Here is a 15,300-nt window from a genome sequence, read left to right as displayed (position 1 = left end):
CAATGACCCCTTTGCGTTTGCTGGAACAGCGCATAGACCATAAGTTTACGGATGCGGACCTGCTGGAGCAGGCCGTGACACACCGCAGCCATAGTGGCAAGCACAACGAGCGCCTGGAGTTTCTGGGTGATTCCGTGCTGAACTTCGTGGTGGCGGATTTGCTGTACCAGCGTTATGAACGGCTGGATGAAGGCGATCTGTCCCGCATTCGCGCGAATCTGGTCAAGCAGTCCGCGTTGGCGGATATTGCCCAGACCTTGTCGCTGTCGGAGTTCCTGCGCCTGGGTGAAGGCGAACTGAAGAGCGGCGGTTACCGCCGTCCTTCCATTCTTGCCGATGCGCTCGAAGCCATTTTCGGGGCAGTATTCCTGGATTCCGGGTTCGAAGAAGCGCGCCGGGTGATCCGGCGCCTGTACGAACCGGTGCTCGAAAGTGTTGATCCGCATACCTTGGGCAAGGACGCCAAGACCCTGTTGCAGGAATTCCTGCAGGGGCGCAAGCTGCCGTTGCCGGTTTATACCGTGCTGGCAATCCATGGCGCGGCACATGATCAGCAGTTCGAGCTGCAGTGTTCCATTACATCCTTGAATATCCATGTCACCGCCGCTGGTGGCAGCCGTCGTGCTGCCGAACAGCTGGCCGCAGCCGAAGCGCTGGCACAGGCGCAGCGAGCCTGTCCGGCGCCGTTGCGCGGCAAGGCCGCCAAGAAATCCTCGCAGTCGGCCCTGACCGTTGCGGTTGAACAGGAGCGCATGAAGCGCAAAAGCACATGAACAGCGAGCAAAACAAAGAAACAGACGTTCCGGCTGAAACACCGGAATCGGCTCAGGCGATACCGGCAGAGGCTGCTGTGGATACCGATTACCGCTGCGGGTTCGTCGCGCTGGTCGGCCGCCCCAACGTCGGCAAATCGACGCTGTCGAACGCCCTGATCGGCGCCAAGCTTTCCATCGTGTCGCGCAAGGCACAAACGACGCGCCACCGTATCCAGGGGGTGCTGACGCGGGATGATGCCCAATTCGTCTTTGTCGATACCCCCGGTTTCCAGACCCGCCATGGCGGGGCCATGAACCGCATGATGAACCGCGTCGTGACGCAGGCCCTGGCGGATGTGGATGTTGTCGTGCATGTCGTCGAAGCCGGCAAGTGGTCGGAGGGCGACGCCAAATTGCTGCCGCTGCTGCCCAAGGGCAAGCGCGTCATCCTGGCAGTCAATAAGGTGGATCTGCTCAAGCAGCGGAATGATCTCTTCCCCTTCGTGGCGAAGCTCACGGCCTTGCATCCCTATGATGCCGTGGTGCCGGTCAGCGCTGCCAAGGATAAGCAGCTGGACGTCCTGTTGGCGGAAATCGCTGCTGGCCTGCCGCATGGCGAAGCCATGTTCGAGCCCGATACGCTGACTGACCGGCCGATGCGCTTTATTGCCGCGGAGTTGATCCGGGAAAAAATCTTCCGCCTGGTTGGCGACGAACTGCCTTATGGCTGCACCGTCGTGATCGAGCAATGGGAAGAAAATGAAAATGGCGGCGTGCGCATTGCGGCTTGCGTGGTGGTCGAACGCGAGAGCCATCGCCCCATCTTGCTCGGCGCTGGTGGCCAGCACATGAAGCGCATCGCGACCGAAGCGCGCCAGGATATTTCCAAGTTGCTGGAGCAGCCCGTGTTCCTGGAAATCTATATCAAGGTACGCAAGGGCTGGTCCGAGCGTGAAAGCGCTCTGCGCGATCTGGGATATGAGTAAACGCGCCAGGCGCGTCAATGATGTCATTGCCTACCTGCTGCATGCGACAGCATGGCGGGAAACCTCGCTGATCGTCCAGGCATTCAGCCGTGATCACGGCTGCGTGGCGCTGGTTGCCAAGGGCGCCAAGCGCCCGTACTCCACTTTGCGTCCCGTGCTGCACACGTTCCAGCCCTTGCTGCTCTCATGGAGCGGCGCGGGGGAAGTGAAGACACTGGTGCGCGCCGACATTGCCGGGTTGATGCCTCTATCGGGGGCGGCGCTGATGTCGGCCTGGTATATGAATGAATTGCTGCTGCGGCTGCTGCCTCGCGAAGACGCCTACCCGGAAGTCTTTGATGCCTATGAGGCAGCCTTGCGCCAGTTGGCCAGCGGCGGGCCGGCGGTAGCAGCGCTGCGCCGCTTTGAATGGACCCTCTTGCGTGAAACGGGCTACGGCCTGGATGAAGCGGAACCGGACTTCTCCGCCCTGGAGAATGAGCCTGGCCTGCGGGCACGCCTGCGCGAGCGCCTGGCAGAACATCTGGCCGGCCGTCAGTTGGCGACGCGCAGGGTTTTGATCGACCTGCAGCGCTGGCTGGCCCAAAATCAGCCGGCCGCCTGAAGGGGCGATTCGGGAATCCACACTGAAATATCAGTGTGGAAATTTCAGACCCGGAATCTCAGTATTGAAAGTCCGGTCTGGAAAGTCCAGATAGGGGAAGCCCCAGGCACGGAAAGTCTCAGGTACGGAAAGTCTCAGGTACAGATAGTCTCAGGTACAGATAGTCTCAAGCACAGATAGTCTCAAGCACAGATAGTCTCGGGCACAGATAGTCTCGGGCACAGATAGTCTCGGGCACAGATAGTCTCGGGCAGAGGCGGGGAGGGTTTCGTCCAGGGTGGTTTTTCCACGGATGCTGTTCCGCTATCTATCGCAGGCCTGATACGAATCTTTGCGTGTGGACCATACGCTACAGGATTCTTATGGTTTCTTGTTCATATATCGCTTTCATGTAAGAATCGAAAGAGAATGGTTCTTAATGTATTTTCTTTTATCTTGCCTGTTGTTGACCTGATTAGGGTCTGAATAGAGCACGATATTTCTTGAGCGAGACTTCCCCTTATGTTTCAGCATGCCCAATTCCGGTTCAACCGGATAGCCACCGCTGTGTGCTTGTTGTCTGCTTTGCCGGTCGCGCATGCCCAGCAAGCACAGCCGAATCAGCCCGTACAACCGTCGCGTGAACTGGAAGCCGTGACGGTGTTGGGGACAGCGGCCGAAGAGCAGAAGGAAGCATTGGGCGTGTCGGTGATTACTGCCGCAGAACTGGAAAAGCGGCCGCCGGCTTCCGATCTCGCTGAAATCCTGCGGCGCGAGCCGGGTGTCAATCTGACCGGCAGCGCAGCTTCCGGTATGCGCGGCAATCGCCGCCAGATCGACATTCGTGGCATGGGCCCGGATAACACCATGGTGTTGATCGACGGCCGTCCGGCCAACTCGCGCAATGCTTCGCGCCAGGGCTGGACCGGTGAGCGTGACACCGATGGCGATACCGGCTGGGTGCCGCCGGAAGCCATCGAGCGCGTCGAAATCCTGCGCGGGCCGGCTGCGGCACGCTATGGTTCGGGCGCCATGGGGGGTGTGGTCAATATCATCACGAAGAAGCCGACGGAAGAGTTTCATGGTTCGGTGACAACCTACAACGATTGGCACCAGGATTCGGACGAAGGCCATAGCCGCCGCGCGACATTCCTGCTGTCCGGCCCGGCGGCGGAAAAACTGGGTTTCCGTCTTTATGGCGGCTATGCCAAGACGCAGCCGGATGCCTTGAACCTGAATGATGGCCATGGCTCTTACACCGAAAATGACATCACGGCGGCCGCTGGCAAGACGGGTAAGCGAGATCGCTATCTGAATGGCGAACTGGTTCTGGACATTGATTCGCGTCAGTCGCTGGAACTGGATCTGGGCTATAGCCGCAAGAGCGATCTGTATTCTGGCGATACCCAGAATATGAATAGCAAAGATACGGCGAGCAACCCCACCTTCCAATCGGTGCGCGATCTGTGGGGCTCGGAAACCACGATTGTGTATCGTACCGATCTGGGCCTGACGCACAAGGGCAATTGGGATTGGGGGGTATCCAACCTGGGGTTGAGCTACGGCTATACCCGCAATTCTCGTGGCGCCGAGGGGCTGTTTGGCGGGCCGGAAGGAGCTTTCCTGGGGGAAAACGCCTCGCCGCAAAGCCGTTATGAAAGCCGCTTCAAGGAATGGCGCCTGGATGGCGATGTCAGCCTGCCGCTGGATTTCGCTGGCCTGGAGCAGATGCTGACGGTGGGCGCGGAATGGAAGCATGAATCGCTGGACGATCCTGGCAGTTTCCGCAAACTGACCTTGGGCAACCAGAATTTCGAGCCGATTGGTGTGCCGGGGCGTGATGGGCAAAGCAAATTGTCATACAGCAGCTTCGCCATCTGGATTGAAGATAACGTGCGCGTGACGGATGCCTTTACCCTGACGCCTACCGTGCGCTTCAACCATCATGAGGAATTCGGCAATAACGTCAGTCCCGGTCTGACGGCATCCTATATGGTCAACGATGTCTGGACAATTCGCGGTGGTATTGCGCGCGCCTACAAGACGCCGAATCTTTACCAGGCCAATCCGAACTATCTGCTGTATAGCCGCGGCATTGGTTGCCGCACGACTTTGACGCCCAATGGCGGCTGCTATCTGCAAGGGAACGCGGATCTGAAGAGCGAAACCAGCGTCAACAAGGAAATCGGTGTGGCCTATGACGACGGCATTTTCAATGCCAGCCTGGCCTACTTCCGCAATGACTACAAGAACAAGATTGTGGCGGGTGTCGATCCCGTCGGGCAAGCTGGCCTGGGCGCGCAGAACCCCTATCTGCTGCAATGGGTGAATACGCCCAAGGCCGAAGTCTCGGGCCTGGAAGGCAATATCTTCATTCCGTTCACAGATGCCGTGTCCTGGAATACGAACTTCACTTACATGATTTCGTCCAAGGACAAGACCTATAACCAGCCGCTGAGCATCATTCCCAAGTACACGGTCAACTCCTGGCTGGATTGGGCCATCAGCGAGCGCTTGGCGCTGCAGGCATCCCTGACCTGGTACGGCAAGCAGGAAGCCGCTGATTTCGACGTTCGCCGTGGCGACGATGTGGTATCGCGCCCGGGCCTGAATCCCTATGCGCTGGTGGGCCTGAATGGCGGTTACGAAATCAACAAGAATTTCAGCGTGCGCCTGGGGATTGAAAACCTCTTCAACAAGCGTCTGTATCGCACCGGCCTGAATACAGGCACCAGCAATGCCGATGTGCTGGGCGCAGGTGCCCATACCTACAACGAGCACGGCCGTTCCTACTTCCTGAACCTCACTGCCAGGTTCTGAACGCAACACGCCCAGGTTCAGGTCCTGCCAATCTGTAAGCATCGGAGCGGCAGGATGGATCTGGAAATATGCCGCATGACGCCAGAACTGGCGTCATGCGGCATATTTTTTGGCAATAGGCTTGGCTGCCGTGGCAGCGCGGCAGCAGGCATACCGGGCGGTGCCGTCCTGCCCTGGGGCGGACGGCGTGGCCCGGGCGGGCCAGCCGGTACGCCTGAGGCTTAACTGCGACGTGCCGTCAGCCATTGCTCCGGGGCCAGCGGCGTGGCGGCGACACGAACTTCGCCCAGCTGGCCGAAGAAGCCATCGGTGCGTTCGCCCTCCCAACTGCCTGCGCCGATTACCCACGGCATCGCGGCGCCGGCCGAGGCCAGGCCGCTGGCATTGCCGGAATTGCGCAGTACCGGCGCACCCTCGATATACATGGTGCTCTCCTTGGTGGCCGGGTCGGCCACGATGGCGATGTGCACCCAGGTATCGGCCATGATCTCGCCCGACCAGCTGGCCTGCGGCGCGCGGCTGCCCGATTGCGCCGTCACCACTTCCCACTGGATTTCCCGCAGGCTGGATACGGCAAACAGCAGCGGGGGAGATTCCGGATCTCCGCCAGCAAAGCCCGGAACCGAACCACGCATGCCGTCGCGCGTCATGATATTCATCCAGGCATGGAGGCTGGCGTTCCAGTCTTTGTCGAGCTTCACGAAGGCTTCGATGGTGTAGCCGCTATCCGCGAATTCCATGGCATTGAGCGCCGCGGTGGCCTCTGTCAGGAAATAGCTCAGCCGGCCCTCACGCTTATTGGTATTGAGAAAGCGCACCGAGCCGGGGGCAGCCGACAGGTGGTGGCGGTCGTCCGACCACAGCAGATCCTCCAGCCGCGCCGAGCTCACGCCACGCTCGCTATTGAGCGCCGCGCGGCGAATCGGATTGGATCCGGTCTCATCGGCAATGACATGGTCAACCGGCACGGGCGTGCCCGCGCTGCCACCAAAAAAGCGCCAGTGGGCGACTGTCGCGGCGACATGGGCGTAATCATCGCTATCCACGGGTGGGCGCGGCTCGATGACTTCCGGTTCGGTATAGCCGCTCAGAATCAACGCACTGGTCTGGGCCACAATGGCCGAACGTTTGCCCTGGCCGGCGGCGAACGCCTTATTGAAACCTGAGAAGCGCTCTGCAAAATTCATCGAAATCGTCAGGCGTTCATTGCCGGCAGTCAGAACGGCCTGATCGAAGCGCGTCAAGGTATCGGCAGGTTTCTGCACAACCCAGGGCGAGAACGACAGGATGTCGATCAGATTATGGGTCAGGTCGAACTCATACAGCCGCATCAAGCCATTGCCGCCTTGATAGGCCATTTGGTAATCGACCACCATCAGCTCGACATTGTGGCCGAAATCGTTCTTTTTGGTCAGATGCGCTGCGCCATGGTGGTGGCCATTGAGCGTCATGAAAATCTGGTCATTGTCGCGGATCAGCTTGTCCCAGAGCATCAGGCCATAGGGCGTTTCCAGCGGACTGACGCCATCTCGGTCGATATTGAGCAATTGATGGTTGACCAGGATGACCGGCACCGTCGGGTGTTTGGCGATCACCTGGCGCGCCCACTCGATACCGGCATCGGACACGCGCCAGGACAGCGACAGCACCATGAACTGCTGCCCTTCGGCTTCAAAGATATGGTATTCATGAAAGCCGCTGCCATCGCGGGCGCCGAAGGTCGGCTGCCATTTGGCACGCGCCGGGCCGAACCACTGCAGATAGGGCTCGGCGGCCAGGTCGCGCTGGGCGTCGGTGCCGCTTTGCTGGCTGCTGGCATCCACATAGCCGCGATCGCTCAGCACATCATGATTGCCCGCCAGAATGGAATAGGGCACTTTCCCGGTTTCCAGTACGCGCATGGCCTGGTCGGCCACCTTCCATTGATCGGGCTTGCGAACCTGATCGACGACATCGCCCAGGTGGGCGACGAAAGCAATGCCGAGCTCGCGGGCGTGCTCGGCAATCCAGTAGGTCTGCGCCATGAATGGTTCGCTGCCGAACTTGCGGCTGTACTGGCTGCTCTCGTCGGGTGTGGCGTAACGGGAATAGAACTGGGTATCCGGCAGGACAGCCAGTGCAAAACGGGACGCGCCCCCGGTTTCCGGACCAGGTTGCGTGCCGCTGTTCTCGTCACTGTCGTGACCGCTGCCACAGGCTGTCAGCAACACCGAACCACCCACCGGCAACAGCCCTGCGGCCAGACTGCCGCGCAGCAGGCGGCGGCGTGACGAATCGGCAGGTGCCGGCGAAGGAACAGATGGATCTGAAGAGGAAGAAGACATGATGCGAAAACACCCAACCAAAAAAGAAAGACCCGTTTGTACTGTTCTTGCATGTCAGCACCGTGACAGGGCAATCAGGAGGCAAGGCAACTCACTTTCTTCAGGTCAACGCCGCAGTCTTCCGGCAGGCGCCTCTCAAGGCACGCCATTACTCCCGTGCAGCAAGAAGCCGGGTCGCTCCTTCAATCTGGCGAAATAATCCATGACCGCTGGCATGCGAGGATGATCCATAGGCGTTGCAAACCAGCGATTCACGGACAGGCCGACAGCAATATCCGCCAAACTGAAACCTGCGCCCGCAACAAACGCCCCGGTTTTTTCCAAACGCGCATCCAGCACTTGCATGAAACCACGCCAGGCATCCAGAGACGCCTGCACCTGAACCGGATCCGTATGCTGGGGAGATTTTCTTACCAAGGCCATAAACGCATAGCTCCAGGAACGATTCAAGTCAGATGCCTGCCAATCTAGCCACTGATCGACCCGAGCCCTGGCATGGGCGGCGCGGGGATATAGCACCTCGCCATCGTAGCGGTTCGCCAGATAACGCAGGATGCTATTGGACTCCCACAGCACAAAATCGCCATCGCGCAACACCGGTACCATCGCATTCGGATTGAGGGCCAGGAACTCGGGCGAACGGGTATCGCGGAATCCGCTGCCCCAGTCCTCCTGCCGCCAGGCGAGCGTCAGCTCGTCACAGGCCCACATCACCTTGCGGACGTTGATGGAAGAACGTTTGCCTAGAATGGTCAGCATGGCGGTCTCAGAAAAGGAAATCAGGGCGGCGAGGCCGCCCGAAGATGCAATCGTGGCGACAGCGTACTGCCGTAGCGGGTCGCTGTCATGTGTCATGCCCAATGCGGGTGTGAGCCTATCGCCGCAGGCAGGGCGGCTTCAGGGCTGTGCCAGCTCGCTGCGCCGCTCGATAATGCGCGACACCAGGCCATAGGCGACGGCATCGACAGCAGGCATCCAGAGATCCTGCTCGATATCTTCCCGCACCCGCTCCAGCGGCTGGCCGGTCTGGCGGGCGATCACGGCCGCGATACGCTCGCGCGCCTTGATGATCTCCTTGGCCTGCAAGGCCATATCGCTGGCACGACCGCCCGCGCCGCCGCTGGGCTGATGAATCAGGAAGCGCGTCTGGGGCAGGCAGACACGGCGTTCGCGGGGAACGCTCAGGTACAAATGCGTGGCGGCGCTGCCGACCCAGCCCGTACCGATCATATTCACAGGTGCGTCGATGAAACGCACCACATCATGAATGGCATCGCCTGACTCCAGATGGCCGCCGGGCGAAGATACAATCATGTCGATCGGGGCGGCAGACTCCGCGTCCAGCGCCAGCAGCCGCCTGACCGTTTCCGCAGCCAGCACATCCGTAATCGTGCCGAACACCAGCACGGTGCGAGCGCGAAACGCCTTTTCTTCGAGAAAAGCGCTGTTCTGGCTGCCGGGCGCGGGATTGGCGTTTTCGTTTTCTAGGGCGAAAGGGAAATGGCTTGCGATCATGAGTGCCTCCTGGGCGTGTTAATTTCTCCTGCTAAACGAATGAGCGCCCATGAACGTGACACCTCTTTCCAAACATCCTTTGGTTGATGATGACGCCTTGCGGCAGCGCCTGCTGAAATTGGCCTATCGCTGGGCCAGCGACCGCGCCGAAGCCGAGGATATGGTGCAGGAAACCTATCTGCGCACGGCGACAGGGGAGCTGCCGGAAAGCGCGTCAGGCCGGGAGGCCTGGCTGGTCACTGTGCTTCATCGCCTCTGCATAGATGCATGGCGTCGCCAGGGGCGCTATCAGTCGGTCCTGGCCCAGGAGCTGGTATCGTCGCCTGACGCGGCTGCATGGGAACCGGCGCAACAGACAGAGCAGAACCAGCGGGTCGAACAGGCGCTGGCTTTGCTGATCCTGAACTTGGAAGCGCCTGCCGTCGCAGCAGTCATCCTGTATGAAGTCTTCGGCTTCGGTCATGCCGAATTGGGAAACTGGTCAGGCCGCAACGAAACTGCGGCACGCCAGCAAATGCACCGCTGGCTGCAACGCTTGCGCGGCGCGCCGACTGGCGGTGCGGCAGCAGTGGCCCTGATGGCAGAAGAAGAATACGCCAGCCTGTTTGCCGTGTGCAGTCAGGCATTGGCGCAGCGCGAACCGGCAGGTCTCATTGCCGTCTTGCGCACGGCGCGGCCGCAGATGTCGGGAACGAACGCAGCGCTGGCACTTTCGTCCCGCGAGGGCATGGTGGCCGCAGCGCCGGGCGGATCGGGCAGGCCTTACCATCTTGACGCCTTGCTGGCCTATTTGGAAACAGGCCTGCCCGGCTGGCGGCAGCTGCCTGTCACAGCGGAAGCCCGGATGCACCGCCTGATGCTTGCCACGGTGTAAGCCGGCGCTGGCCGGGCAGGCCAGGCCGGCGACGCTTCACAGCACTTCGCGGCGCAGCTCCGGGAACACCTTGGATACCTTGTCCAGCAGGTAATCGCCATAAATGCCGTTGAAGGCATGGACATTGGCGCGATCCCAGCGTTCGGCGCTGTCGTCCTGCGCCGGCGCATCGGCCAGGTCTTCGATACGCTGTACACGGGCGAAGAAGTTCGGGTCGAAGAACAAGGGGAAGGAAAGGCGGTCATGGCCCGAGGTATTGCGCTTGACCCGATGCGGCGTGGATTTGTAGAGCCCGCCGGTCATGCGATCCAGCATGTCGCCGATATTGCAGACGAAGGTGCCCGGCACCGGGGGCGCGTCGATCCATCCACCTGGGGTGCGGACTTCCAGGCCACCGATATGATCCTGCAACAGAATGGTCAGCAGGCCGTAATCGGTATGCTCGCCCACGCCCCATTGCACATCCATGCCTGCCGGTACGGCTTGCGAGGGATAATTGAAAATACGGAACAGGATCAGCGGGTCGGCGGTGTAGCGATCATGGAAGTAGCTGGCGGGCAGCGCCAGGCTGAGCGCGATCCCCTCCATCAAATGATGGCCCAGCGCCGTCGTGGCAGCCATGTACGTCAGAATGGTGTCGCGCAGGCCGGGGACATCCGGGAACAGATTGGCGCCATGGACAGGCGTACCGGCTTGTACCAGCGGGTGCTCGGCGGGCAGTTCCGTGCCCAGGTACAGGCCTTCCTTCCAATCCGGGCGGCCGGAAGTCAGCTCGCCACCCAGCGGGAAATAACCGCGCCAGGCACTGCCGCCCAGCGCCATGCGCCATTGCAGCTTGGTGGCTTCATCAAGGTTGAAAAACTCGTGGCTCAGCTGCTCCAGGCGGCTGATCAGCGCAGGGTCGATGCCATGGCCGCTGACATAGAAAAAACCATGTTCGCGGCAGGCCGCGCGGATCTGTGCCGCCACCTGGGCGCGTCCGTGGGTGTCATGGCCGTCACGCAGTGCGGCAACATTGATGATGGGCAGGCTGATGGCGGAGGGGGATGCAGTGGGGGTGCTCATGAGGGTCTCGGGCGGAAATCAGACGCTGGCCTGCGGGGCAGACTCGGCCGTCGGTGTGGCGAAGGGGGAGCGGATATCCGCCAGGAACTTCTGTGCGCGGGGATGCTGGGGACGCTCGAAGAAATCCTTGGGCGTTCCGCGTTCCAGTACCTGTCCGGCATCCATGAAAATAATGCGGTCAGCCACTTCGCGGGCGAAGCCCATTTCGTGGGTGACGCACACCATGGTCATGCCTTCGCGAGCCAGGTCGCGCATAACGAGCAGCACCTCACTGACCATTTCCGGATCCAGTGCGCTGGTTGGCTCATCGAACAGCATCAATGGCGGCTCCATGGCCAGCGCACGCGCAATCGCCACGCGCTGCTGCTGCCCGCCGGACAGCGAGTGCGGCATGGCGTCGGCCTTGGCGGACAGGCCGACGCGTTCCAGCAGGGCCATGGCGCGGCTGCGGGCCTGGGCAGCGGAGAGGCCACGCAGGCGTATCGGGGCCAGCGTGCAATTCTCCAGCACGCTCAAATGCGGGAACAGATTGAACTGCTGGAAGACAAAGCCGATGTGCGAGCGGAATTCGTTCAAATCCAGCTTGGGATCGTAGATATCCTGGCCGTTCACGCGAATGGTGCCGGACTGTATCGGTTCCAGACGGTTGATGGTACGGATCAGCGTCGATTTGCCGGAACCGGACGGTCCGCAGACGACGACCACCTCGCCTTTGGCGATGGTTTCATTGATCTCGGTCAGCGCCTGGTACTTGCCGTACCATTTGTTGACGTTGTCGAACTGGATCATGTTCATGCGGGAACTCCTTGGGGTTCTTGCTGTACCTGCGGGCGCCGCGCCAGACGCCGTTCCATGGCGTAGGCGCAGCGCGACAGCGCGAAGCACAGCAGGAAGTAGGTCAGCCCCAGAACCAGATAGATTTCTACCGGATGGGTCATGACCTGGGTGTTGATCTGCGAAGTGACGAACGAAACTTCGGACAGGCCGATGATATAGCCCAGCGAGGTTTCCTTGATGGTGGAAACAAACTGGTTCACCAGCGAGGGCAGCATATTGACCAGCGCCTGCGGCAAGACGACGTAACGCATCGCGCGGAAGTAGCCCAGGCCCAGCGAGCGCGCGCTTTCCATCTGCCCCTGGGGCAGCCCCTGGATCCCGGCGCGCACGATCTCGGACAGATAGGCAGCGTCGAAAATCACCAGGGCGATCAGCATGGTGCCGAACTGGTCGGTCTTCACACCAGTCACGCTGGGTAGAAAGAAATAGGCCCAGAACACGACCATCAGCAGCGGCGTGCCGCGCACGACGAACACCAGCCCGGTGACGGGCCAGCGCAGCAGCCGCCATGGGCTCAGGCGCGCAAAAGCCAGGACCACGCCCAGGGGGAAGGCCAGCAACAGGGCGGATGCGGCCAGCACCAAGGTCAGTGCCAGCCCGCCCAGCGGGCCATTGGGATACTGGCCGATCAGGAAGTACAGCCAATAGGTGTCGATGATTTCCAGAAAGCTCATAGCGCCCTCGCCGGATAACGGTGCTGGTACCAGGCGGCCAGCGCGGTGATGAGCAATGACAAGCCCAGGTAGGAGGCCGATGCGAAGGCGAAGGCCTCGAAACTGCGGAAGCTTGCGCTTTCCACCTGGCCCGCCTGATACATCAGTTCCGATACGCCAATGACGGTCGCAATGCTGGTGCCCTTCCAGAGATTCAGCGTTTGGGAAATCAGCGGCGGCACCGTAATGCGGACAGCTTGCGGCAGGATGACCAGGCGCATGCTTTCCAGATAACTGAGCCCCAAGGCCCGGGCTGCCTCGGATTGCACAGGCGCCACCGCGCGTATGCCGCTGCGGATATCTTCGGCCATGTAGGCAGCGGTATAGAGCGAGAGCGCCACGATGGCGGCGACGGCTTCGATTTCGCCGTCATACAGCCAGAAACGCACGCTCTCGGGCAGCAGTTCGGGGGCGCCAAAATACCAGAACAGCATCTGCGCCAGCAAAGGCACATTGCGGATCGCTTCGACATAGGCCATGCCCAGTGCACGCAGCGGCGCGAAACGTGACAAACGCATCAGCGCCACGATGACGGCCAGCGGCAGCGCACAGGCCAGCGAGATGACAAACAGCAGCAGCGACAGCCGCAGGCCGGCCATCAGCATCTCGTGATACTGGCCGCCCATCAGCATGGAAAGATCGAAACCCATGGTCACCTGCTGGCGTCAGGGCTGCGAGGCCTCGAAGCGGAAATCCCGCTGCGTGAAGCCATGACGGGTTTCCGGGCCATACCATTTGAAGAACAGGCTTTCCGCCTTGCCATCCTGCTCCAGTGCACTCAGCGCCTCATTGACGGCAGTACGCAGCGCCGGTTCGTCTTTGCGCAGGCCGATACCGACCGTGGTGGTGCTGACGCGTTCGGGCAGGATGACATAGTCCTTGGCCTTGGGGCCGGCTTTGGACAGGACGCCGATCAGGCCGGATTCATCGTCCACGAAACCTTCGGCCTTGCCTTGCTGCAAGGCAAGAAAGGCTTGCGGCGCGCTGTCGAAGCTGACGACCGTCACGCCAGGGACGGCGGCCTTGATATTGTCTTCCTGCGTGCCGCCCTTGATGGTGACGACCTTGCGGCCATCCAGCTCGGCAACGTGCTGCAGGCCGGTACGATGCGGCACCAGCACCTTCTGGCCGGTCACGAAAGTGGGCAGGGAAAAATCAATCTGCTGTTCACGCTCGGGAATGCGAGCCAGCGCTGCGGCCAGGATATCGACATGCCCTTGCTGCAGCGAAGGAATGCGCGCCGCCACGGCAATCTGGCGGAAAACGGGTTTAACGCCCAGCGCCTGGGCGACTTCATTGCCCAGGTCGATTTCATAGCCGACCAGCTGGCGGCTTTGCGGGTCGATGAAACTGTAGGGTTCCGCCGTTCCCAGCACGCCAATGACGATCTCGCCCTTGGCACGGATGTCGTCGAGCTGATCGGCCTGGGCGGCGGGCAGGGTCAGCAGGGCAGTCAGGGCGAAGCTTGCAGCCTGGGCAAATTTTCGGATCATGAGAAAACGGTTCCTGTGGTCTCGGGTCGGACTGCGGAAAGCAGGAAAAACGCGACGCAAGAGAAATGAAGGGCAGCGGCAGCGGGAGGAAGCCTGCCGAGGGCGGCAGAAGAAGAAACGGCCGAGCGGCCCACATGGTTGCCATGCGGGCCGCTGCCGGTTCAAAGCTTCATGGATCAGCCGTCTATCTGGTCGGTGTCCAGCTTGAAGTCGCGGGATTCGAATTGCGACTTGGTGTCCGGGCCATACCACTTGAAGAAGATGCGCTCGGCTTCGCCGCTGTTTTCCAGGCCGCGCAGCGTTTCATCGACAACGGCCTTCAGCGAGGTCTCGCCCTTGCGGATGCCAAAAGCCAACGATTCCTGGCTCAGATTGTCCTTGAGCACCACGTAGTCTTTCTTGGCGTCGCCCAGCTTGGCATAGACGCGCAACAGGGCGGCTTCGTCATCGACATAGCCTACGCCCTTGCGCTGTTGCAGCGCCTGGAAGGCTTGCTGGCTCGTATCGAAGGTGACGACATCGACGCCCGGTACGGCTTTGCGGATATTGGGCTCCTGCGTGCCGCCGCGGATAGTCACGACTTTGCGGTTTTCCAGGCCGGACAGATCGGTGATGCCGCTGTCGGCGCGTACCAGTGCCTTCTGGCCCGTCACGAACGTGGTGACGGAGAAGTCGATCAGTTCTTCGCGTTCCTTGTTATGGGTCAGGCCGGCGGCGATCAGATCGACATGGCCTTGCTGCAATTCAGGGATGCGCGCCGCGACGGCCACTTGCTTGAAGACCGGTTTGACGCCGATGGCCTTGGCCACTTCGGTCGCCAGATCGACTTCATAGCCGATGAACTGGCGGGTCTTGGGGTCGATGAAGGTTGCCGGCTCGTCCGTGCCCAGCACGCCTACGACCAGTTCGCCTTTCTGCTTGATGTCATCGAGCTGGTCGGCCTGTGCCGAGAGCGCTGCCAGCCCAAGCACGGAGCCAGCCAGAACGGAAAATAAACGGCGGAATTTCATCTTGCATCCCTGATTCACGTTGAGTGATTGCAAGACTATCAATAGGACAGAAAATTATGAAATCACATTTTCATATAAACAAAGGATATCTTTTTATTTGGCCTGGACGGGCGGGCGCCGGGGCAGGCGAGGCACCTGGAAGGGGCGGGCGGCTTAGTGCAGACAGGGTGGAACCCGCCGGAATCCGGGGAGATGCGTGATGGCGTCATGCCTTGGCGGCATGACCCGCGTCGGTGGGATCGCCTGGTGGCATAGCAGAGAAAACTGAGAAACGAAAAAACAACGCAGACAGATGGGATAGGCCAAAATTTCCGTGGGCATATAC

General features: G+C 60.7%; 14 protein-coding genes. 5 read left to right on the top strand and 9 right to left on the bottom strand.

Annotated elements, in window-relative coordinates; genetic code table 11:
* Positions 1 to 2: 2 nt before the first annotated feature.
* The 4 genes from rnc (at position 3) to ACNA1V_RS04895 (ending at position 5,144) form a co-directional block, all read left to right on the top strand.
* Positions 3 to 773 carry a ribonuclease III gene (rnc, locus tag ACNA1V_RS04910; RefSeq protein ID WP_415832462.1) on the top strand — a complete coding sequence of 257 codons (771 nt, stop codon included), beginning with the start codon at positions 3 to 5 and terminating at the stop codon, positions 771 to 773.
* The gene (gene era / locus ACNA1V_RS04905; RefSeq protein ID WP_415832461.1) at positions 770 to 1,741 is read left to right on the top strand and encodes a GTPase Era; all 972 of its coding nucleotides are present in this window, start codon (positions 770 to 772) and stop codon (positions 1,739 to 1,741) included. The genes rnc and era overlap by 4 nt, the downstream gene beginning before the upstream one ends.
* The gene (gene recO / locus ACNA1V_RS04900) at positions 1,734 to 2,345 is read left to right on the top strand and encodes a DNA repair protein RecO (RefSeq protein WP_415832460.1); all 612 of its coding nucleotides are present in this window, start codon (positions 1,734 to 1,736) and stop codon (positions 2,343 to 2,345) included. Before era ends, recO begins: the two co-directional genes overlap by 8 nt.
* A 501-nt stretch (positions 2,346 to 2,846) precedes the next feature.
* A complete protein-coding gene (locus tag ACNA1V_RS04895; RefSeq protein WP_415832459.1) occupies positions 2,847 to 5,144 on the top strand; it encodes a FepA family TonB-dependent siderophore receptor in 2,298 nt (765 codons plus the stop codon).
* Positions 5,145 to 5,365: 221 nt separating this feature from the next.
* On the opposite strand, the gene ACNA1V_RS04890 is transcribed toward ACNA1V_RS04895, so the two are convergent.
* The 3 genes from ACNA1V_RS04890 to ACNA1V_RS04880 form a co-directional block, all read right to left on the bottom strand.
* Positions 5,366 to 7,468 (bottom strand): LamG-like jellyroll fold domain-containing protein, encoded by a 2,103-nt coding sequence (locus ACNA1V_RS04890; protein ID WP_415832458.1) that lies wholly within the window; start codon positions 7,466 to 7,468, stop codon positions 5,366 to 5,368.
* 135 nt (positions 7,469 to 7,603) lie between these two features.
* A complete protein-coding gene (locus ACNA1V_RS04885) occupies positions 7,604 to 8,227 on the bottom strand; it encodes a glutathione S-transferase family protein (RefSeq protein ID WP_415832550.1) in 624 nt (207 codons plus the stop codon).
* 138 nt (positions 8,228 to 8,365) lie between these two features.
* Entirely contained in the window at positions 8,366 to 8,983 is a 618-nt protein-coding gene (locus tag ACNA1V_RS04880; protein WP_415832457.1) for an ATP-dependent Clp protease proteolytic subunit, read from the bottom strand.
* 49 nt (positions 8,984 to 9,032) lie between these two features.
* Between ACNA1V_RS04880 and ACNA1V_RS04875 the strand changes: the two genes are divergently transcribed.
* A complete protein-coding gene (locus tag ACNA1V_RS04875; RefSeq protein WP_415832456.1) occupies positions 9,033 to 9,857 on the top strand; it encodes a sigma-70 family RNA polymerase sigma factor in 825 nt (274 codons plus the stop codon).
* Between the two features lie 36 nt (positions 9,858 to 9,893).
* Here the strand turns inward: ACNA1V_RS04875 and ACNA1V_RS04870 are convergent, their stop codons facing one another.
* The 6 genes from ACNA1V_RS04870 to ACNA1V_RS04845 all read right to left on the bottom strand — a co-directional run bounded on the left by ACNA1V_RS04870 (position 9,894) and on the right by ACNA1V_RS04845 (position 14,975).
* Complete coding sequence (locus ACNA1V_RS04870; RefSeq protein WP_415832455.1) at positions 9,894 to 10,922, bottom strand: isopenicillin N synthase family dioxygenase; 1,029 nt, start codon at positions 10,920 to 10,922, stop codon at positions 9,894 to 9,896.
* 18 nt (positions 10,923 to 10,940) lie between these two features.
* Complete coding sequence (locus tag ACNA1V_RS04865; RefSeq protein WP_415832454.1) at positions 10,941 to 11,717, bottom strand: amino acid ABC transporter ATP-binding protein; 777 nt, start codon at positions 11,715 to 11,717, stop codon at positions 10,941 to 10,943.
* On the bottom strand, positions 11,714 to 12,433 hold the full coding sequence (locus ACNA1V_RS04860) for an amino acid ABC transporter permease (RefSeq protein ID WP_415832453.1): 720 nt from the start codon (positions 12,431 to 12,433) through the stop codon (positions 11,714 to 11,716). The genes ACNA1V_RS04865 and ACNA1V_RS04860 overlap by 4 nt, the downstream gene beginning before the upstream one ends.
* On the bottom strand, positions 12,430 to 13,122 hold the full coding sequence (locus ACNA1V_RS04855; RefSeq protein ID WP_415832452.1) for an amino acid ABC transporter permease: 693 nt from the start codon (positions 13,120 to 13,122) through the stop codon (positions 12,430 to 12,432). The genes ACNA1V_RS04860 and ACNA1V_RS04855 overlap by 4 nt, the downstream gene beginning before the upstream one ends.
* A gap of 15 nt (positions 13,123 to 13,137) precedes the next feature.
* A complete protein-coding gene (locus tag ACNA1V_RS04850; RefSeq protein ID WP_415832451.1) occupies positions 13,138 to 13,965 on the bottom strand; it encodes a transporter substrate-binding domain-containing protein in 828 nt (275 codons plus the stop codon).
* 176 nt (positions 13,966 to 14,141) lie between these two features.
* A complete protein-coding gene (locus ACNA1V_RS04845; protein ID WP_415832450.1) occupies positions 14,142 to 14,975 on the bottom strand; it encodes an ABC transporter substrate-binding protein in 834 nt (277 codons plus the stop codon).
* Between the last annotated feature and the right edge of the window lie 325 nt (positions 14,976 to 15,300).

The sequence above is a fragment of the Kerstersia similis genome (assembly GCF_965139615.1).
GTDB classification, from domain to species: Bacteria; Pseudomonadota; Gammaproteobacteria; order Burkholderiales; family Burkholderiaceae_B; genus Kerstersia; species Kerstersia similis.
Note: the sequence above shows the minus strand (reverse complement) of the source record. Positions and strands in the feature narration are given on the sequence as shown.

Excerpts from the sequence above, each read along its gene's own strand:
- ACNA1V_RS04880 (WP_415832457.1), bottom strand. The coding sequence starts at position 8,983 with ATGATCGCAAGCCATTTCCCTTTCGCCCTAGAAAACGAAAACGCCAAT.
- ACNA1V_RS04895 (WP_415832459.1), top strand. The coding sequence starts at position 2,847 with ATGTTTCAGCATGCCCAATTCCGGTTCAACCGGATAGCCACCGCTGTG.
- ACNA1V_RS04845 (WP_415832450.1), bottom strand. The coding sequence starts at position 14,975 with ATGAAATTCCGCCGTTTATTTTCCGTTCTGGCTGGCTCCGTGCTTGGG.
- ACNA1V_RS04875 (WP_415832456.1), top strand. The coding sequence starts at position 9,033 with ATGAACGTGACACCTCTTTCCAAACATCCTTTGGTTGATGATGACGCC.
- ACNA1V_RS04860 (WP_415832453.1), bottom strand. The coding sequence starts at position 12,433 with ATGAGCTTTCTGGAAATCATCGACACCTATTGGCTGTACTTCCTGATC.
- ACNA1V_RS04870 (WP_415832455.1), bottom strand. The coding sequence starts at position 10,922 with ATGAGCACCCCCACTGCATCCCCCTCCGCCATCAGCCTGCCCATCATC.
- ACNA1V_RS04885 (WP_415832550.1), bottom strand. The coding sequence starts at position 8,227 with ATGCTGACCATTCTAGGCAAACGTTCTTCCATCAACGTCCGCAAGGTG.
- ACNA1V_RS04865 (WP_415832454.1), bottom strand. The coding sequence starts at position 11,717 with ATGAACATGATCCAGTTCGACAACGTCAACAAATGGTACGGCAAGTAC.
- ACNA1V_RS04850 (WP_415832451.1), bottom strand. The coding sequence starts at position 13,965 with ATGATCCGAAAATTTGCCCAGGCTGCAAGCTTCGCCCTGACTGCCCTG.
- rnc (WP_415832462.1), top strand. The coding sequence starts at position 3 with ATGACCCCTTTGCGTTTGCTGGAACAGCGCATAGACCATAAGTTTACG.
- ACNA1V_RS04855 (WP_415832452.1), bottom strand. The coding sequence starts at position 13,122 with ATGGGTTTCGATCTTTCCATGCTGATGGGCGGCCAGTATCACGAGATG.
- recO (WP_415832460.1), top strand. The coding sequence starts at position 1,734 with ATGAGTAAACGCGCCAGGCGCGTCAATGATGTCATTGCCTACCTGCTG.
- ACNA1V_RS04890 (WP_415832458.1), bottom strand. The coding sequence starts at position 7,468 with ATGTCTTCTTCCTCTTCAGATCCATCTGTTCCTTCGCCGGCACCTGCC.
- era (WP_415832461.1), top strand. The coding sequence starts at position 770 with ATGAACAGCGAGCAAAACAAAGAAACAGACGTTCCGGCTGAAACACCG.